At 41.1% G+C, this 20,173-nt stretch carries 13 protein-coding genes; 7 read left to right on the top strand and 6 right to left on the bottom strand.

What is annotated here, in order from left to right; genetic code table 11:
• The first annotated feature begins 449 nt into the window (after nucleotides 1–449).
• From UYK_RS0102680 to UYK_RS0102665, 4 genes are all read left to right on the top strand, one after another.
• On the top strand, nucleotides 450–2,864 hold the full coding sequence (locus UYK_RS0102680) for a sucrose synthase (protein WP_009455674.1): 2,415 nt from the start codon (nucleotides 450–452) through the stop codon (nucleotides 2,862–2,864).
• Nucleotides 2,865–2,976: 112 nt separating this feature from the next.
• Complete coding sequence (gene pgmB, locus UYK_RS0102675; protein WP_009455673.1) at nucleotides 2,977–5,913, top strand: beta-phosphoglucomutase; 2,937 nt, start codon at nucleotides 2,977–2,979, stop codon at nucleotides 5,911–5,913.
• A 196-nt stretch (nucleotides 5,914–6,109) separates the two neighbouring features.
• The gene (locus tag UYK_RS0102670; protein ID WP_009455672.1) at nucleotides 6,110–6,973 is read left to right on the top strand and encodes a tetratricopeptide repeat protein; all 864 of its coding nucleotides are present in this window, start codon (nucleotides 6,110–6,112) and stop codon (nucleotides 6,971–6,973) included.
• 348 nt (nucleotides 6,974–7,321) lie between these two features.
• Entirely contained in the window at nucleotides 7,322–7,684 is a 363-nt protein-coding gene (locus UYK_RS0102665; protein ID WP_009455671.1) for a DUF2237 family protein, read from the top strand.
• A 122-nt stretch (nucleotides 7,685–7,806) separates the two neighbouring features.
• Here the strand turns inward: UYK_RS0102665 and UYK_RS0102660 are convergent, their stop codons facing one another.
• Nucleotides 7,807–8,838, bottom strand: a complete 1,032-nt coding sequence (locus tag UYK_RS0102660) for a hypothetical protein (protein WP_009455670.1) — start codon at nucleotides 8,836–8,838, stop codon at nucleotides 7,807–7,809.
• 322 nt (nucleotides 8,839–9,160) lie between these two features.
• Entirely contained in the window at nucleotides 9,161–10,342 is a 1,182-nt protein-coding gene (locus tag UYK_RS0102655) for a phosphoserine transaminase (protein ID WP_009455669.1), read from the bottom strand.
• Between the two features lie 322 nt (nucleotides 10,343–10,664).
• On the opposite strand from UYK_RS0102655, the gene moaA reads away from it, so the two are divergent.
• Together moaA and UYK_RS0102645 are read left to right on the top strand one after the other, a co-directional pair.
• Nucleotides 10,665–11,651: a GTP 3',8-cyclase MoaA gene (gene moaA / locus UYK_RS0102650; protein ID WP_016870858.1), complete on the top strand. Its 987-nt coding sequence runs from the start codon at nucleotides 10,665–10,667 to the stop codon at nucleotides 11,649–11,651.
• A gap of 138 nt (nucleotides 11,652–11,789) precedes the next feature.
• Nucleotides 11,790–12,215, top strand: a complete 426-nt coding sequence (locus UYK_RS0102645) for a hypothetical protein (RefSeq protein WP_009455666.1) — start codon at nucleotides 11,790–11,792, stop codon at nucleotides 12,213–12,215.
• A gap of 84 nt (nucleotides 12,216–12,299) precedes the next feature.
• On the opposite strand, the gene metK is transcribed toward UYK_RS0102645, so the two are convergent.
• From metK to UYK_RS0102630, 3 genes are all read right to left on the bottom strand, one after another.
• Nucleotides 12,300–13,484, bottom strand: a complete 1,185-nt coding sequence (metK, locus tag UYK_RS0102640; protein ID WP_009455664.1) for a methionine adenosyltransferase — start codon at nucleotides 13,482–13,484, stop codon at nucleotides 12,300–12,302.
• Between the two features lie 69 nt (nucleotides 13,485–13,553).
• Complete coding sequence (locus UYK_RS0102635; protein WP_009455663.1) at nucleotides 13,554–16,592, bottom strand: cation-translocating P-type ATPase; 3,039 nt, start codon at nucleotides 16,590–16,592, stop codon at nucleotides 13,554–13,556.
• An 896-nt stretch (nucleotides 16,593–17,488) separates the two neighbouring features.
• A complete protein-coding gene (locus UYK_RS0102630) occupies nucleotides 17,489–17,893 on the bottom strand; it encodes a hypothetical protein (RefSeq protein WP_009455660.1) in 405 nt (134 codons plus the stop codon).
• Nucleotides 17,894–18,434: 541 nt separating this feature from the next.
• Between UYK_RS0102630 and UYK_RS0102625 the strand changes: the two genes are divergently transcribed.
• Complete coding sequence (locus UYK_RS0102625) at nucleotides 18,435–19,331, top strand: phytanoyl-CoA dioxygenase family protein (RefSeq protein WP_016870857.1); 897 nt, start codon at nucleotides 18,435–18,437, stop codon at nucleotides 19,329–19,331.
• 137 nt (nucleotides 19,332–19,468) lie between these two features.
• Here UYK_RS0102625 and UYK_RS0102620 read toward each other — a convergent pair whose 3' ends face one another.
• A complete protein-coding gene (locus tag UYK_RS0102620) occupies nucleotides 19,469–19,984 on the bottom strand; it encodes a GNAT family N-acetyltransferase (RefSeq protein ID WP_016870856.1) in 516 nt (171 codons plus the stop codon).
• Between the last annotated feature and the right edge of the window lie 189 nt (nucleotides 19,985–20,173).

Below are 20,173 nucleotides of genomic sequence, written 5' to 3'. Positions count from 1 at the left end.
GTGTGATGATTTTTAGCTCAATTCTAATATGACATCAATATAAAACTGTATTTCTACATACTTATTTTATTAAGTATTGATTGTTTTTAAAAAAATTTAATATCACACAATCTAGTCCGCAAGTGGTAAAAATTAAAACTTAAAAATAAAGTATGAATGAGTCAAATTAATAAAAATTAAAAAGAAAAAATAAGAAGTCCTGTCAATCAAAACTTCAAATAGAATACTTTTCTCGATTCATACGCGTTTTTTATTTACTCAATTGTATCTAGATTAATTGGGTTCTTCAGACATACCGCTAGTGGACTCCATTTTTAGCTATTTACAGGAATATAGACAAATAATGCGCTAACCTTAGAAAGTAGATAAAGCTTTTCAAGCCTGCCCCTTGAAATTTGTCGAGGAGAAATCAATGAGGTCGTAGGCAAGCTCGAGTGCAGGTATTTGCCATGTATGAACTGATTCAAACTGTTTTAAGTAGTGACGAAAAAACGATTCTGCGTCAATTAATCTCCAAGTTAAGCGCCTCGGGTAAACGTTATTTCCTGAGAAATGAAATTCTGCACGCTTTTGCTGACTACTGTCACCAATTCCAAAAGCCTGCCTACTTTTTTCATTCTTCTTCCTTAGGAACACTTATTCACTATACTCATGAAATAATCTTGGAAGGAGATGATATTTGGTTGCTGGTGCGACCCAGGATAGGTAGTCAAGAAGTTTGGCGTTTGTTATCAGCAGACACGAGTAACTTTGAACTGCAAACAGCACAAGCACTGCTTGATGTGTGTGATCGCTTTGTCAATCGCTACCAATCTCCAATTCTCGAAATCAACTTTCATGCTTTTGATAGAGGTATTCCATCAATAGATGACCCCAGAAACATTGGTCAAGGTCTAGCCTTCCTCAATCGTTATCTGTGCAGTCAAGTGTTAAGTGATCGCGAGTATTGGTTAGATGTATTATACGATACATTACACCGATTAGAATATGATCATAAACAGTTACTGATTGGCGATCGCATCAAATCAGGCATACAACTATACAAAGAAATTAAACAAGCCATCAAAATCATCGGTGAAAGACCACCGGAAGAACCCTACGAAAAGTTTCACGAACAACTACAAGCCCTTGGCTTAGAACCAGGTTGGGGTAACACCGCCTCCCGAGTGCGTGAAACTCTGGAACTATTTGATCGGCTGATTGAGACTCCAGAACCAGCAATCCTTGAAGCCTTTGTAGCTCGTATTCCCGCAGTTTTTCGCGTTGTTCTCGTTTCCATCCACGGCTGGATCGGTCAAGATGATTCTGTAGGTAGACCGGAAACTCTGGGTCAAGTCGTCTACGTCCTGGAACAAGCCCGGAGTTTAGAACATCAAATTCGTGAAGAAATTAAATTAGCAGGACTCGATTCACTAGATATTCAACCGCAAGTAATTATTCTCACTCGTCTCATCCCCAACTGTGAAGGAACCCAGTGTAACCTCCGCTTGGAAAAAGTAGAGGGAACCGAAAACGCCTGGATATTGCGTGTTCCTTTCCGAGAATTTAATCCCAAAGTCACGCAAAACTGGATTTCTAAATATGAGATTTGGCCATATCTAGAAACATTTGCTGTTGATGCTGAAAAAGAACTCCTAGCTCAATTAGGGGACCGTCCTGATTTAATAATTGGTAACTACAGTGATGGTAATTTAGTTGCCTTTTTGCTGGCACGTAGCTTAAAGGTAACGCAATGCAATATCGCCCATTCCTTAGAAAAACCCAAACATTTATTTAGTAACCTCTACTGGCAAGAACTAGAACAACAGTATCACTTTTCAGCTCAATTTACTGCTGATCTGATCAGCATGAATGCGGCAGACTTTATTATTACCTCGTCTTATCAAGAAATTGTTGGCACACCAGACACTCTTGGGCAATACGAATCGTATAAAACATTTTCCATGCCTCAGCTATATCACGTAGTTGATGGCATTAATTTATTTAGTTCCAAGTTCAATTTGGTGCCACCGGGAGTAGATGAAAATATCTTTTTCCCCTACAACCAAATAGAAAAACGTGATGAAAGTCTACGTAAAAAGGTTAACGAGCTACTTTTTAGTAGTTCAGATCCACAAGTATTTGGTCATTTAGATGACCCTAACAAACGGCCAATCTGTGCGATCGCTCATATCACCCCAGTGAAGAATCTTTCTGGTTTGGTAGAATGCTTTGGTAAAAGTCAGGCTTTGCAGAAGCAATGTAACTTGATTATTGTTACCAATAAATTGCATTTATCTGAAGCTACTAATTCAGAAGAAGCAACAGAACTGGAAAGAATCCACAACTTAATTAATCAGTACAATCTCCAGAGCCAAATTCGCTGGGTGGGAATGCGCCTTCCTAAACCTGAACTTGGGGAAATTTACCGAGTAATAGCAGAGCGTCAGGGTATTTTTGTCCATTTTGCCCGCTTTGAAGCCTTTGGCAGACCGATCCTGGAAGCAATGAGTTCTGGTTTACCCACCTTTGCTACTGAATTTGGTGGTGCAGCAGAATTAATTGATGATGGAGAGTGTAAATTTCATATCAACCCCACAGACTTAGAAGGTACAGCTCAAAAAATTCTGCAATTTCTTGACCAGTGCAATACTCACCCCGAACACTGGCACGAAATTTCAGAACGGGTCATCCAGCGAGTCCGTAACAAATATAATTGGCAAATGCATACCAAACAATTGTTATTACTCGCTAAAATTTATAGATTCTGGGACTTTTTGAATAAAGAAAACCGTGAAGCATTACTACGCTACGTGGATACTTTATATCATCTGGTCTTTAAACCCAGAGCCGAAAAAATCCTGGAAGAACATATGCAACGATAAATAGTTATTTGTTGCTGGTTGTTAGTTGTTTGCAACCAAAAACTAACAACTACCAACTACCAACAGTTTTTGTTCTGCCCACCCCTCAGTCTCCTAAGTAACAGCAGCGACGATGGATACAACAGGACGTTACCAGCACCTCACCTATACAGATTGGACTGTCAGGGAAACCCAGCTTGAACCCGAACAGTTTCGCTACCGAGAAACAGTTTTTACCATCGGTAATGGTTATTTGGGAACACGGGGTAGCTTTGAAGAAGGCTATTCTTATGCCTTACCAGCTACCTTTATCCACGGTGTTTACGATGAAGTTCCGATTGTCTATACCGAACTAGCCAACTGTCCTGACTGGTTGCCATTTACAATCACCATTGATGGCGATCGCTTCCGTCTGGAAAAAGGCGAGATATTAAGTTATGAACGAATCTTAGACTTGCGTCGGGGAATTCTCAACCGTAGCGTACGTTGGCGCAGTCCCAATGGCAAGACAATAGACATCCATTTTGAAAGATTTGCCAGCCTCGCAGATGAACACGTTCTTGTCTTGCGTTGTCAACTCACCCCAGTTGATTTTGCAGGTGCGATCGAGGTACAAGCTAGTATTAACGGCTACCCAGAAAATCAGGGTTTTAACCACTGGGAATGGTTAGATCAAGGAAAGACAGAAGCAGGAATATGGTTAAACCTGCGCACCCGTTCTTCCCGTATCCAGCTAGGGATCGCTACTGGAATCAAAATCCTTGGGGTAGATGCTTCGCTGCAAGTCACAAGTCCACCTGGTTATCCTACACTCAGTGCATCCTTCCTCGCGTCCCCTGGACAAACTGTGACAGTAGATAAATTTGTGACAGTTTTTACCTCTCAACACCGGGAAAACCCAGTCACAGCTGCTTGTGAAAAACTCGCTCAATTGCCTGAATACTCATTCTTATTAACAGCCCATACCCAAGCTTGGGAAGAAGCTTGGCAAAAAAGTGACATAGTGATTGAGGGAGATATTACAGCCCAGTTAGCTGTACGTTACAACCTCTTTCAGTTACTGATCGCTGCCCCACGCAATAATGATAAAGTCAGTATCCCAGCTAAAACACTTTCGGGGTTTGGTTATCGCGGTCATATTTTCTGGGACACAGAAATTTTTATACTTCCTTTCTTTATCTACACCCAACCAGAACTAGCACGTAATTTATTAACTTATCGCTATCACACCTTGCCGGGAGCGCGGCGGAAGGCAGTACATTACGGGTATAAAGGAGCAATGTATGCTTGGGAAAGTGCTGATAGTGGTGATGAAGTAACACCTCGATGGTTACCCCCTAACGATCCTTACGGAGAGGATATTCGGATTTGGTGTCGCGATCGCGAAATTCATATTAGCGCCGATGTGGCTTATGCCATATGGTACTACTGGCAGGCTACCAACGACGACGAGTGGATGCGAGACTACGGCGCTGAGATCATTCTCGATACAGCAGTATTCTGGGGTAGTCGGGTAGAGTACAACACCAAACACGAACGGTACGAAATTCGGGATGTGATTGGTGCTGACGAATATCATGAATTCGTCCACAACAACGCCTTTACCAACCGACTAGTGCAATGGCATCTAGAAAAAGCACTTTATATATATGACTGGCTAGACAAAAATTTCCCCGGCAAAGCCACAGAACTAAAAGATAAACTGCAACTAAGTGCCGGCAGGCGATCGCGTTGGAGTGATATTATTACCAACATCTGGATTCCCTACGACGAGTCAAATGGGCTAATTGAGCAATTTGAGGGATTTTTCCAGTTGCAAGATATTAATCTAGAAGACTACGAACCACGCACCAAATCCATCCAAGCGATCTTAGGTATCGAGGAAGGCAACAAACGGCAGGTACTCAAGCAACCCGATGTGTTAATGTTGTTGTACCTGATGCGACAATCACAGGAATCTCCCTACAACCCCCACACTTTGCAAGCCAACTGGGATTATTACGCACCCCGTACTGATATCAGTTATGGTTCCTCCCTCGGCCCGGCAATTCATGCCATCCTGGCCTCAGACTTGGGCAAAACAGCAGAAGCCTACGAAAGATTTATGCAAGCAGCATTAGTCGATTTAGAAGATGTCCGAGGTAATGCCCATGAAGGTATTCATGGGGCTAGTGCTGGTGGCATTTGGCAAGCAGTAGTTTTAGGTTTTGGTGGTATTCAAATGGGAAACAGTGAACCCATAGCCCATCCCCACCTACCTCCTGGATGGACACGCCTGAAGTTCAAGTTAATGTGGCGTGGTAAATGGCATGAGTTTGACTTGCGAACTGGGGACAAGGAGATAAGGGGACAAGGAAAATGGATAACAACCAACAAACAACCACCAACAACCATGTCACCAGATATCCGAGGTTTTATCTTTGATCTAGATGGCGTATTAACAGATACAGCTGAATATCATTATCTTGCTTGGCAAAAACTGGCAGATGAAGAAGGATTACCCTTCAGCCGTGACGCTAACGAAGCTTTACGTGGTGTATCTCGTCGGGAGTCACTTCTGTATATAGTCGGAGATAGAAAGTACTCAGAAGCACAATTGCAAGAGATGATGGATCGGAAGAATCGTTATTATGTAGAATCTATCCAGAACATCTCACCACAAGATTTGTTACCTGGTGTAGTCACTTTACTTGATGAATTAAAACAAGCAGGAATTAAAATTGCCCTCGGCTCAGCCAGTAAAAATGCTCGAACTGTGATCGAAAAACTGGGTATTGCCAACCGCATAGATGCGATCGCTGATGGTTATAGTGTACAACGCCCCAAACCAGCCCCTGACCTATTTTTGTATGCTGCCAAACAATTAGGACTTGAACCAGCCCAGTCTGTAGTTGTGGAAGACGCAGAAGCAGGCATTGAGGCAGCTTTAGCTGGTGGGATGTGGGCAATCGGACTCGGTCCCGCTTCACGAGTTGGTGCTGCTCACATTGTCCTACCCAGTTTAGCAGGCGTGCATTGGAGTGATTTACACGCCAAGTTGAATGAGTTGGTGATCGGAAATCGGGGATAGGGGAAGGTGGGGTTCCCTCTGGGGATAAGGGACAACGGGGATCAGGGACAAGGGGGACGACTAGGAGGACTAGGAAGCATTTCTCCCGTGTCTCACACTCCCCCACACTCCCGCTACCCAATTATGCCCTAACGCCTTAATATAAAAGAGAGTGTGTGTCTGTAGCAGTAGTAACTGTTTGGTTGGGGCAAAAATTATGAGTCAAGTAGCAGGGGCTAAAGCAGATATTCCACTGCTGATTACAGAAGACAGCAGATATTGGTATCGACAGGGTAAACGATTTGATGATCAAGAGTGTTATGCAGAAGCAGTTGCATGTTATGACAGAGCTTTAATCAATAGCCCGAATGCATACTGGATCTGGTATAACAAAGGTTGTGCTTTACGAGAATTAGGTGAGTATGAAACCGCAGTAGCTAGTTTTAAAGAGGCATCCGCACTACGCCCAAATGATTACTGGGCTTATTACAATCAAGCTTGCATATTAATAGAAGATTTAGATCAATTTGAAGATGCGATCGCAACTCTCAATCAAGCTTTAGCAATTCGCCCAAATGACTACTGGGCTTATTTTCGGCGTGGAGATGCCAAAAGGCACTTAAAACGCTATGAAGACGCAATTTCTGACTATGATCAGGCTCTATCAATCCGTCCAAATGATTACTGGGCGTGGTTACGTCGTGGAGATGCTTGTAGGCATTTAAAACGCTACGAAAATGCCATTAACAGTTATGAACAAGCCCAAGCCATTCATCCACAAGATTTTTGGTCTTATTACAAGTTAGCAGATACTTTCAGATACACAGAAGACTTTGCGGCAGCCTTGAAGAACTATCAAAAAGCCATCGAAATCAAACCCAATGATGAGTATGCCTGGTATAATTGCGCCTGTTGTGCAGCCAGAATTGGGGATATTTCCCTGGCGATGGAATACCTAGAGTCAACCCTACTCATCAATCCAAATTTTCAGGAATCATTAAAGAATGATCCTGATTTAGTCGTAATTCGCGATCGCGGACTACTAGGAGATTTGTTACGCGAAATTAATTGTTTAAATTAACGTGAGATAGAGTAGGTTGAAAGGCTTATTCATTCAGTATACTTTAAGTAGACTTCGGCTATAAGAGCGCAATTTACTTGCGGGCAAGTTGATTGTTTAGTCTAATAATATACTTATCCAACCACGTTAAATTACGAACGCTCTCTAACATTCAAAAGTAGCCCTAAGACTATTTTCCTCTTTGTGTCTTAGTGTCTTGGTGTTTCAAAAATTAATTTTTCACCACAAAGACACAAAGACACTAAGAAAAAATTTTCAACACTTATACCTTGATCGGGGTAGAGTAAAGAGATGACTTCCCTGTTGAGAAGATACTATCTTAAAGGAAGTGATTAATAAATTATTGCCATGACCCAGGCTAAAAACGTTCTTGGAGAACCTTTAGAAGTTTGTTGTACCTCACCAATGACAGGCTTTTATCGTGATGGACTATGCAGCACAGGTGCAGGTGATGTGGGCGTCCATGTAGTTTGCGCCCAAGTGACTGAAGAATTCTTGGCATTCACTAAGTCCAGAGGAAATGATTTAAGTACACCCGTTCCTGCGTTTGATTTTCCGGGTTTAAAACCAGGCGATCGCTGGTGTTTGTGTGCTTCTCGCTGGAAAGAAGCCCTAGACGCTGGAGTTGCACCACCCGTAGTTTTGTCAGCAACCCATGCGTCAGCTTTAGAATATGTTTCTTTGAGTGAATTGAAGCAACACGCGCTTTGAGGAAGATGGGAAGATGGGGCGATGGGGAGAGTGTGTAGACGCACTCATAGGCTTCCCGTAAGGGTGGAGTATGGGAATAACCATTAACCACTAACAACTAACAACCAACAATCAACAACCAACTAACTTGTTTCCTGAATTTGCAGGCGAATAGTACGTTCCCCTGCACCACCAAGTTTTAATTCCATCACTTCACTACCAAGGGGTTCTAAGCAATCCAAGAGTGATCGCAACTCTGGTGTACTTGCACCAGTATCTACGTATAATCTGTCTGCTAAATTACCGATGCGTTTCCAAGTCATGTACAATTTACCGATGGTTTGTTCTAACTGGGACGCTTGATTTACTAAGTCAGCAGCAATGCTTAAACAACCGACTCTTTGTGCTTCTATGAGTGCGGTTTCGATGTCAACTTCTTGTTCGTTCAACGCTTGGACTTGAGCAGCAGCTTTGAGATATTTTGCCAGACTCCGCGCTTCTGAAGTTACCTGTTTGAGAGTATCGAGGTCGGGATTTTGAGCGATTTCCTTCTGTAAGCTTTTTTGATGCGATTCTGGCAGTTTTTCCATTTCCTTGACCAGAGGTGCAATATAACGGGGAGGAAGAACATTTTCTGCTGCTTTTTGCTTGACTGGTTCGGGTAACAATTCTGACGACATCGCTGTCCATTCATCAGTGAGTTGACGTACTTCTCTTCTGGTGATGCGATCGCCTTTTTGTGCTGCTTCACTCACCATGATTTGCACTTCAGGCGCTGATTTGGCGGTTTCTACAAAGGCGCGTTTACTAAAATTCTTAATCGCACTTGGATCTAGCTTGCCTTCTTCTAAAAGCGTATCAGCACTATTGGCAAGCTGAATCCAAGCATAAGCCTGGCTTTTACTGATTTCCCGCTCTTTGAGCCATTTGAGAAATCCCGCACCCCTTCCGTCTCCCCCCTTTTTCTCGCGATCTCGAACTGCTCTTAAAATTCGCCCCCGCCAAATTTCTGTTTGCAAATCAAAGCGATCGCACACTTGCCAAGCTATATCTACCTGCTGTTGAAATTCCTGCTCCGGAATTGCTTCATCCTCTGGATCAGGTATCTCAAAATCCAAATCTGCCGGCTGTTGTAAGGCTGCGGCTAAGTCATCAAAATTATCGGTTGCTTGCACGGTTGGGAACGTAATAGTGTATGCGATCGGTTTATTATTACACAATCTGCGAACACTAAGTGTTGCTTGTTATGGCTGTACATCACACCGCATATTTTTTTGATTACAGGAGGTGCGATCGCTAGTTCGCATTAATTGTTTTAGGGGTTGTTTGTAGCGATCGCATTTCTTGCATAGAGATTTTCTACTGACAGTTACGAAAATTCCAACTTTTCAGCCCTTCAGGTGTCCAATATTCTAAAGTACTATTTACAGAGAGACACAGAGAATTTCTGTGTCTCCCCTTGTTTGCTCTACCAGGTCTTCCTAGTAAAGCTCTGGGTTATGATGCTGCTACTTTCATTTCTGCTTTTACATTCGCATACGCCCAATCTAACCACGGTAGCAAAGCTTCAATATCTGTGGTTTCGACTGTTGCACCACCCCAGATTCTGATTCCAGGAGGTGCAGATCGATAGGCAGCGATATCATAAGCTACTTCTTGTTTTTCCAGGATTTTAGCTATTTTTTTTGCACATTGTCCTTGTGCTTCTGGACTTAAGTCTGTAAACCAAGGATCAACAATCTTGAGACAAATTGATGTACAAGAGCGAGTTTCCGGCTTTTGGGCTAAAAATTCTGCCCAGCTACTTTGCTCTACCCATTTGGCAATGGCTGCGAGGTTAGCTTGGCTGCGGCTAATCAAACCAGGAAGTCCGCCAATGCTTTCTGCCCATTTCAGCCCATCTAGTGCATCTTCTACACATAACATTGATGGTGTGTTGATGGTATCTCCCTGAAAGACACCTTCAATTAATTTGCCTTTTTGCGCCAAGCGAAATAACTTTGGTAAGGGACGGGGTGGCTTGTAGGTTTCCAAACGTTCCACAGCGCGGGGTGAAAGGACGATGACGCCATGCTGCGCTTCTCCACCCAAGACTTTTTGCCAAGAATAAGTGACTACATCTAACTTATCCCAAGGTATATCCATCGCGAAAACTGCTGATGTAGCATCGCAGATGGTTAACCCAGTGCGATCGCTAGCAATCCAATCGCCATTTGGGACACGAACACCGGAAGTTGTTCCATTCCACAAAAATACTACGTCGTGGCTAAAATCCACTTGCTCTAAATCCGGTAAACTTCCGTAAGGTGCTTTCAGAATGCGAGTATCGGGTAACTGGAGTTCATCCACCACATCTTTTACCCATTCCTGACCAAAGCTCTCCCATGCCAAAATATCTAGGGGCAGTTTTCCCAGCATTGACCACAGAGCCATTTCCACTGCACCTGTATCGGAAGCAGGGACGATACCCAGACGATAATCTGCGGGTACACCCAAAATTTTCTTAGATAGCTCTATGACTTCTTTGAGCTTTGCTTTCCCACCCTCAGAACGGTGAGAGCGCCCTACATAAGCATCTTGTAGAGCAGAAACAGACCAGCCAGGACGTTTGGCACACGGGCCAGAGGAAAAATGCGGACGGCGAGGCTTGGTGGTTGGAGGAGTAAGAGGTGCTGACATTGGTTGAAGTTGCAAAATCACAAATGGGGGACAATAAACCCGGTTCCTATAAGGAAACCGGGTCTCTACATATTCAATAAAAAATCAGAAACTAATGGAACGATCATGCCAGATTAAATACACGTTTGTTTAGAAGAATATAGGCAAAAGTATGCGGTGTTCGCATAATTAGTATTTTTATTGAGCAAAGCTCAATTAGCAAACTAGTCAAATTCAAGCTAGCTTAAAAGAAAGTCAGTAAAATTTACAAAATAACTAGAAATTTTATCTTGACAAAGTTGTGTCTTTATTTATAGAGACAATCAGATAACTCTATTAAATCATGAACCAGGTTGATTACCTCCGGATTAGTTTAATTGATCGCTGTAATTTCCGCTGTCAATACTGTATGCCAGAGGGGACAGAACTAGACTATATCCTCAAGCAAGATTTATTGACTGATGAGGAATTGCTCACCCTCATTCAAAAAGTTTTTATACCTGTAGGATTTACCCGGTTTCGTTTAACAGGGGGAGAACCTTTGTTACGTCCGCGTGTGGTGGAATTGGTGAGGGCGATCGCTTCTTTTCGGGAAACACAAGACCTCTCGATGACAACCAACGGCTTTTTACTCGCCCCGATGGCGCAAAGTCTCTACCATGCTGGATTACGGCGGATTAATATTAGCTTGGATTCTCTCGATCCTGAGGTTTTTGACCAAATTATTGGCAATCGTGGTCGTTCTCGTTGGCAAGATGTGTGGAATGGAATTCAAGCGGCTTATAGTGTCGGATTTGACCCGTTGAAAATAAATGTTGTGGTTATCCCTGATGTTAACGACCAGGAAATTTTGGATCTAGCAGCATTGACCATTGACAAACAATGGCATGTCCGCTTTATCGAGTTTATGCCAATTGGTAATCTGTCATTATTTGGCGATCGCGGTTGGATATCTTCTGCCGAACTCAGGCAACGCATCCACGCACGCTGGGGATTGACAGAATCACAAGTTCGTGGTAGCGGTCCAGCCGATATATTTCAAATTCCGGGAGCAAAGGGGACGTTGGGTTTTATCAGTCAGATGTCCGAGTGTTTTTGCGATCGTTGTAATCGGATGCGTCTTTCTGCTGATGGTTGGTTACGTCCGTGTTTATTAAATGAAACTGGGCAAATAGATTTAAAAACAGCTTTACGAACTGGAGTTAGTACCACTGAACTTCGGCAAAAGGTGAGAGAGTTACTAGCCATTAAGCCAGAAATCAACTTTAAGTCACGTGATTCAGGCACAACAGGCGCCTATACTCGTACCATGTCGCAAATAGGTGGATAGTCGTTGATATATTCAAGATATATTCAAATTCTAATCTCTTCAAGATTGCCAATTTTTTAGAAAAGTCGGGGATCTGGGGGACTCAAACTTGTTTTTATCTACTCTAGAAACTAGACAAAATTTACAGGAGATCATGCGGTGAGTAGTTTGGGCAAAAAAAGATTAGATGTAGCGATTGCGATCGCTGCTTGCGCCATTGGTGGTGGTGGTATTTCAGCTGCGCCGACTCCTGGCGTAGAAGTTCCGAAGCAGGTTGTCTTAACGACCTCTGATATTGCCATGTACACTTCGATCTGGAAAATCTATTTTCAGGAAGAATTATCCAACAAACAATTAATAGACATGTTGGCAGAGTTAGGTTTAGTAACAGTAGCAGCAGTAGGAACAGCTTATATTGTTTCCAAAGCAACCACAGCAATATTGTGTGAAATTACAGACTGGTTTGGGCCAGCCGGTTGGGGTATTGCAGCAGCGATCGCAGGTTCTTTAACAGGTTTATTTGGCGCTACTTGGGCAGTATATTGCGATTATATTTATCGTCAAAAAGAGCAACAACCTGCTTAAGTTTGTCAATGGTCAATAGTCAATCGTTAATAGTTACTACTATGGATTATGGACTATGGACTATTGACTCTGGACTATGAACTTTTAAAACACACCAACCTTATCTATTTTTTCCCAAGGTAGTTCCAAATCATTTCTACCTACATGACCATAAACAGCTAATTTTCTGTAAAAACCACCTTTATGCATCGAAGGTAAAAATCTCAAATTAAATTCTTTAACAATTCCTGCTAAACGAAAATCAAAATGTTTTTCTAGCAGTTGTGTAATTTCTTCATCTGGAATTTTGCCTGTGCCAAAAGTTTCTACCTGAATGCTAACTGGTCGAGAAATCCCGATTGAATAACTTAACTGCACCTCACATTCATCAGCAAGACCTGCTGCTACAACATTTTTAGCTGCATAACGGGCAGCATAAGCCCCGACTCTATCTATTCTAATTGGATCTTTGCCGCTCAGAGCAGAACCACTATGCTGTGCATATTCTCCATAAGTATCTATGGCATTTTTTCTGCCTGTTAACCCAGAATGAGCAGCAGGGCCACCTCTAATAAATTGCCCATCAGGATTGATAAATATCCTTGTTTTTTCATCTGGTTTAATTTCTTCAGTTTCAAATACTGGTTTAATTACTGTTTCGTAAATATCCTCACGAAGTTGTTGTAAATCAGGATATTTAGCTTTATTTTGGCTGGCAATAACTGTGAGGCTATGAATTCTATAAGGCCGGCGATTGCGATATTCAACTCCTACCTGAGTTTTACCATCGGGAGTGAGATAAGAGAGTATATTTTCACGTCTGACTTCACTAATTTGCTTTGCCAGTTTATGAGCTAACCAAATTGGTAAAGGCATTAAAACAGAAGTTTGATTGCAGGCAAAACCAAAAACTGTAGCTTGATTTTTCACAGGAATTTGCTCTATCTGTTCATCAGATAATTCCTGTTCACGAAAAGAATAAGTCTGATCTACTGGCAATTCCGAAAGACTAGTCAAAATACTGCAAGTTCTGCCATTAAATTCTGTATGTTCGTAGCCTACCTGATCAATTACTTTTCTGGCAACATTAGTAAAATCTACGTTGGCACTAGGTTCAAATCTACCTGCAATAAACACAATACCCGTAGATACAGCACATTCTGTAATGATCCGCGCATAAGGGTCTTGCTGAAGAAAACGGTCTACGATCGCATCGCTAATTTGATCACAAAGTTTATCAGGATGTCCCTCTGTTACAGATTCTGATGTAAACATGAAGTCTTTTTTCATAGTTCCTGGCGACTAGAAGTCGCAGCTAAAAAAACAAAGTCCGCGCAGGCTGACTAAGAGTATAAAAGCTTATTTAGGCAAGCTGTGTTTGTGCAGGTAAGGCAGCGTGTTGTGATTTTCACCTAAGCTCATATTCTTCGTACTTTCATTTACCAACAAGGGCAACAAAGCACTAGCACCAATTACAAGACCATCCACAATATTAATAGGCGTAAGCTTCAAAAGACTCCGCAATGGTGGAAGAGCAATCGCCAGAAGTTGGATCGCAAAAGAACCGACAATGGCAGCATTTAAATAAGGATTATTGGGGATTTTTTCTGAATTAAATATGCTGTGTTTTTCCGAACGGCAGCTAATTGTATGTAATAGTTGGGCTGATGTCAGACTCATAAAGGCAATGGTGCTGGCTTGGGGACTAATGCCATATTTGCGGATGCCGTATCCATAAGCTGTTAGAGTGCTGAGGGATATGCTTCCAGCCTCAAAAGCGATTCTGCCAAAATCGGAATGCTTAACGATTGGTTCCTCTGGGTTGCGGGGAGGCTGACTCAGAACATCTGGTTCTGGTGCTTCCAAGGCGAGAGAAAGACCAGGGAAAATATCGGTGACTAAATTCAGCCAAAGCAGTTGTATGGCGTTCAGTGGTTCACCAATACCGACGGCGGTGGCGGTTGTCATGACAATGATTTCGCTGATGTTGGTAGCAAGCAGGAAATGCACCGATTTTCTGATGTTGTTGTAAATTGTCCTACCCTGACTAACGGCAACAATCATTGTTTCTAGCCTGTCATCTTCCAGGACGATATCTGCAACTTCACGCGCTACATCTGTTCCGCCTTTGCCCATTGCTACACCGACTTGGGCTGCTTTCAAGGCTGGGGCATCATTAATACCATCGCCTGTCATCGCCACTACTTGTCCGGCGCTTTGTAATGCTTGGACGATTTGCAGTTTATTGCTGGGACTGATGCGGGCAAAGACATCTACTTTATCAGCGAGTGCTGTCAGTGCTTCTGGGGTAAGATTATTGAGGTCGGTAGAATCAAGAATTTCTAGTTGTGATTCTCGGCTTAATTCTAATTCCTTAGCGATCGCATAGGCAGTAGGACTTTGATCCCCGGTAATCATCACCGTATCAATACCAGCCTCGTGGAATTGAGCTATTAACTCTTTGACACCTTTGCGAACTGGATCTGCCATACCCACAAGACCAAGCCATGTCAGGTCTTGCTCCGGATTTTGCCTGTTGTTGTTTTCATCGAGAATTGTATAAGCTATACCCAGCACTCTCAGTGCTTTTCCTGCCATGCGGTCATTTTCTATTTCTATTGCCCGCCTGTCTTGTTCTGTTAAAGTTGTGATTTCTCCGTCTTTGAACCAAAATTTGCAGATCTGGGCAACTTCTCCGGGACTACCTTTCACAGCTACCAAGTTATGGTGATTCTCAGTTGTGTGAACCGTACTCATAATATTCCGGTTCTCTGAACGCAGATTAGTTTGCAGCAACTTATACTTTTGTCTGAGTTGGGTGACATTTACCCCAGCAGCGATCGCCATGTGAATCAAGGCATTTTCTGTTGCTGATCCTTTGATGCTATACTCGCCGTCTTGGTCTTGGTTCACTTCACTTTCATTGCAGAGAACCGATACATGAATCAGTTTTAATAGTTGATCACAAGCATAGGGGTTGATATTCTCGCCGTTGGCAATAAATTCTCCCTCAGACACATTAATTTGTTGGCTGTCTGTATGCACTTCGACGACAGACATGCGGTTCTCTGTAATTGTTCCGGTTTTATCCAAGCAAATCGTTTGCACCGAACCCAAAGCTTCTACAGCGCTGAGACTGCGGACGAGGACATTACGCTGGCGCATATCTTGGATGCCCAAAGCCAAGGTTGTAGTGGCAATGGTGGGTAATCCTTCCGGAACGGCAGCAACCGCTAGGGATATAGATGATTGCAGCATTTGCAGCAAACCGTATCCCCGCAATACCCCAATGCCAAAAACCAGACCACAAATTCCCATACCAATTGCTACTAGTTGGCTACCTACTTGATTGAGTTGTCTGGTTAAGGGAGTTTCGGTTGTAGTTGCTTCGCCTACCAATTGTTGAATCTTGCCCATCTCCGTAAATTTGGCTGTTGCTACTACCACAGCCAAGCCTTGACCACCAGTTACCAGAGTTCCCTTGTAGACCATGTTTGTACGATCTGCCAAAGGAATATCTTCACCTGTTAAGGATGATGTTGATTTAGTTACAGGTATGCTTTCCCCAGTCAAAGCCGACTCATCAACACTGAGATTTTCTGCCTCTAGCAACCGGGCATCTGCTGCTATGTAACCACCAGTTTTCAGAACTAAAATATCGCCAATAACAACATCTTCTATGGGAATTTCGATTTGCTTACCATTTCTAATTACCCAAGTCGAGGTCTCCTGATGACTGCCGAGAGAGTGAATAATTCTTTCTGACTGACTTTCTGTTCTATAACCAATCGCAGCATTCAAACCAACAACACCCAGAATCACTAAGGCATCAATCAGTCCTCCGGTGAAAACAGAAACACCCGCAGCAACCCCCAACAAAGCAACTGGCAAAGACTTGAATTGGTCAATCAAAATACTCAAATCAGAACGAGTTTTTGCTGTTGCTAAAAAATTCGGACCATATTTATTTAAATTTTCAGCAGCAGACTTACTAGATAATCCTGACTGTTTTGAAGTATTAAATGCAGTTAGAACAGCATCTGTTTCCATGAGATGCCAGTTCTTTATTCTTTGTGCTTGGGCATTAACAATTGGCTTTTGTGTTGCTTTTGTTAATTCTTTTTTAGTTTTCGATGAATATTTTTCTAATGATTTATTAGCTAATTTTTGATATTGGGAAATATTTTGCTCAATTAATAATGCTACCTTGTCAGCACTATATTCTTTTTCAAAAATAACCAGAATATTGCTAGTCAATGGATTGGCAGATACGTAATTAATTCCTGACATTTCTGATAGCGATCGCTCAAGATATTTTTTGAGAGATTCTGAGCGGTAAAGTTCTTTAACTTTATATCTAGCTCTGCCTTTGACTTGATTGTGAATAATTTTAACCACAGAAATACTCACTCCTGCTACTTCACAAGTATAAAGAGAACTTTCAACAGCATGATTTTTATAACCAATAAGTTAGCTATTAGCAAAAAAATATTGAAGATTTCTTCTTAATTTTTACTTTGTGATTCATTTGTGGAATTTAACTTGACAAAAGAATCAAAAGCATAGCAAGCCAACGTATACCAAGGTATTTCATCGATTTGCAACCCTTTAACCAACAATTGCCGTAAAGCGATCGCACTTAATCCCAGCAGCTAGAGGAATAATTACGGGTGAAAAAAATTAACCCCGTGATACTCTCCACAACTTCCGTAGATTAATTTGTTCCCAATCAAATGTAGATGCCATCTGAAAACTTACTCTGAAACAAACACCAATCATATAAAAGATTAATCAGGTTTCATACTTAATCCATCAGCCTTTAGGTTTAACTTCAAATTTTAGAAATTATCACACCAAGTAGTTATATCATGTTCACTTGAATACTTATACTGTTGCGTAGGCTGGTAATTGGTAATGGGTAATTGGTAATAGGTAATAAAGATACTGACTAATCATTTTCCCATGCCCAATGCTCAATGCTCAATGCCCAACAACTAAGCATAATATCGTAAGCAATTAGCCGAACTTGATATTAGGCAAAATTAAAGTTATGCGTAAAGGTAAAAGAACCGATAAATAAAGAATGTGTGATGAAATTTTTCAGGTACTGCTCAAAATCAGATTACTCATTAATAACCTTTTGTTAACTTAAAATTTATCTGTGCGTACCCCTTCTACCCCAAAAGATAAAAAAACTTTTCTTCCAAAACATATCTCAACTCTGCGTCCCTCTGCGTGAACCTTTGCGTTCCTTTGCGTTAAAAAATATATTATTCCGATGCTTTACCGAAACACTACTCAATCAGATAACTGTGCCAAACGGCTTCAGTATCTTTACGACTCTGTTCTGGAAGTAGTAACCGCCACGTCTTACCCTCTTTTTGCAGTTGCAGATACACTTCAAACGGTTTGTTTAGTTGTGTTAATTTTCGTTTCGGTAGCTTGAAGGTGAAATCGTAGCTTCCACGAACTTGGTAGGTAATCAGATTTTCAATAGTCAAAGGTTTTTCTTGGGTAATTGACAGGTGGTTAATTTGAAATCCCTGAAAATCAAGATCCAACTGTTGGTTGAGTTGCTGTTGGGTTTTCTCCAACTGAAGTGCGATCGCTTTTTCCACTAACTCATGAGGTGGTGTAAGTACGCTGGTAGTACATGCAGTCAGTACCAATAGCACAATGACAATGATTGTTAGCCGCATTTTTTGCCGTATAACTGCCAAAAACAAAGTTTTAGGGGTAAATCAGGAATTTATACTACTCTTCCTGTAGGATATACCAAACTACAGACTGAATCTGAACTCAAATCCATACGTATTAATTTTCTCTTTCTAATGAATTTAATTGCTATTTCTCCTGGAAAAATTAACACCTATGACAGCAGTTAGCATGATATTAACCGTACACTTAAATATGCATTGATGAGTATAAAATCTTTCTAAAACTTTAGTTCACAATATTAATTTTGCAGATACTAATACTCATCTTTACATGATACGGTAATCACCTAGTTCATTTTTGTAAAGTAACGATAAATTTTTCATGAAAACCATTATGATTGATTAGACAAGTACACTTAATACTACTTACAATACATCAAAACTAAGTAGAACGAAAAAATAAACACCAGCCTATAAAGTAGGTATTGAACTAAAAAAAATGCTTATGCTTTGCCTGGTGACAACCTTCACAAAAAAACATTATGCATTACTCACTGTTTCATCAAAAAAATTAACTGAAAATATGAGTACTTTTGTTAAAAAGCTACGAAATCACGTTTTAAAGAATTTGTATCAAATTTCGTTCTTGCAAAATCAAGCTGAGCAGACTTATGAAGCTGCTGTTAAGCAGCACTCAGTAAATTTACCTGTTCTTTCAGTAGCTGATTTTAGTTTAGTTGAATCTATCAGACGTGAAGGAGTAGTAGTAACTTCACTAGAAGCTTTATCTATTCCACAGACAGGGAAAATGTTTTTGGCTGCACAAAAGTTGATACCAGAAGTAGCAAAGAGTGTGTGTGCAGAAGAACATGAATATGTTGTTCATGCTAATTCTGAACAAATGATGCAGCATCCAGAAATATTTATATGGGGGCTGGAAAAACGTTTACTCGATATAGTTGAGAATTATATTGGTCTACCTGTAGCCTACCATGGAGCATATTTTCGCAGAGATCTTGCTAACTCTGTTGAGCGAAAATCTAGACTGTGGCATATAGACGTAGAAGACAGAAAAATTCTCAAGATAATCGTGTATTTAAATGATGTAGATGAAAATAGTGGTTCTTTTCAATATATTCCACAATCTTTAACTTCGACTGTAGCTCATTCTTTAAGATATAAACATGGTTACATTCAAGAAAAAAGATTGCAAAATGTTTTATCCCCATCTTTTTGGAAATCATGTACTGGTTCGGCTGGTACAGTAGTTTTTGCAGCTACTTCCAAAGTTTTTCACAGGGGGAAAATTCCTATAGATCAAGATAGATTCACAATCTTTTTTGACTATACAAGTAGACAACCTACATATCCATTCTATTGCAAGTCATCCCTGCCTTGGGAAGACTTACTATCACTAGCAGCAAAAGCAAATCTTTCCGAACACCAAAAGCAGTGTGTTTTTTGGCGTCCAAGTCTGTAAAAATTAAGTTTTAGCTATTATCTGCTGCATACGCTCCACCACACAACAGCAGAGATTAGGACTTGGGGCTAGTAAATTAAAAATGTAAAGAAAATAGGTTCTTTTTTGAGGTTTGAACTTAGATTTATCTTTACTAATTAAAGATTTTGAAAATACGCAGGATATAGCACAGTACCACTAATATTTTTCAAAGCAGCAGGTTGCAACTCTAACGCCATAAAAACTTCATCAGGAAGAGATAATGATGATTGTAAGCCAAAGTTCCCTGCTGTTTTGAAACCAAAGCGTTGATAATAACGTGGATCGCCAACAACAATAACAATCGCATGATCTAATTCGCGACATTTTGACAAACCCACTTGCACCAATCTGCTACCAATACCTTGGTGCTGGTGTGATGGTTTTACTGCTAAAGGTGCTAGTGCTAGTGCTGGAATAGTTTGATTGGGTGTTTTAATGATAATCTGACTAAAAAGAATGTGTCCTAATACTTCTTCTTTTTCTACTGCTACTAATGATAGTTCAGGTATAAAATTCTCCGATTTCCGAATAATATCTACAAGTTCAGCTACCTTAGCTTGCTCAAAAGCTTCTGTGATTAATTGGCGAATTGCTAAGATTTCTTTCTTACTTTCTGGAATAATATCAATCATTAACCTTTCAATAATAAATTAGGTGGGCACGAATGTAGAGACGTGCCATGGCATGTCTCTACTAGTTAGGGTTATCATTTGTCATTGGTAAAAAAGTTTTGTCCGTATTTACTTTTTCTAATATAGTTAAGTTTTTTTCCACTCGTCTGACTTTAAATTAACCTCACCCCGTCCTATCGGACACCCCTC

The organism is Fischerella thermalis PCC 7521, from assembly GCF_000317225.1.
GTDB classification, from domain to species: Bacteria; Cyanobacteriota; Cyanobacteriia; order Cyanobacteriales; family Nostocaceae; genus Fischerella; species Fischerella thermalis.
The sequence above is the reverse complement of the archived record's forward strand: the minus strand, read 5'-3'. Positions and strand labels throughout refer to the sequence as shown.

Bases quoted from the DNA above. Each gene is read 5' to 3' on its own strand.
- UYK_RS0102680 (WP_009455674.1), top strand. From the start codon at position 450: ATGTATGAACTGATTCAAACTGTTTTAAGTAGTGACGAAAAAACGATT.
- pgmB (WP_009455673.1), top strand. From the start codon at position 2,977: ATGGATACAACAGGACGTTACCAGCACCTCACCTATACAGATTGGACT.
- UYK_RS0102670 (WP_009455672.1), top strand. From the start codon at position 6,110: ATGAGTCAAGTAGCAGGGGCTAAAGCAGATATTCCACTGCTGATTACA.
- UYK_RS0102665 (WP_009455671.1), top strand. From the start codon at position 7,322: ATGACCCAGGCTAAAAACGTTCTTGGAGAACCTTTAGAAGTTTGTTGT.
- UYK_RS0102655 (WP_009455669.1), bottom strand. From the start codon at position 10,342: ATGTCAGCACCTCTTACTCCTCCAACCACCAAGCCTCGCCGTCCGCAT.
- moaA (WP_016870858.1), top strand. From the start codon at position 10,665: ATGAACCAGGTTGATTACCTCCGGATTAGTTTAATTGATCGCTGTAAT.
- metK (WP_009455664.1), bottom strand. From the start codon at position 13,484: ATGAAAAAAGACTTCATGTTTACATCAGAATCTGTAACAGAGGGACAT.
- UYK_RS0102630 (WP_009455660.1), bottom strand. From the start codon at position 17,893: ATGCGGCTAACAATCATTGTCATTGTGCTATTGGTACTGACTGCATGT.
- UYK_RS0102625 (WP_016870857.1), top strand. From the start codon at position 18,435: ATGAGTACTTTTGTTAAAAAGCTACGAAATCACGTTTTAAAGAATTTG.
- UYK_RS0102620 (WP_016870856.1), bottom strand. From the start codon at position 19,984: ATGATTGATATTATTCCAGAAAGTAAGAAAGAAATCTTAGCAATTCGC.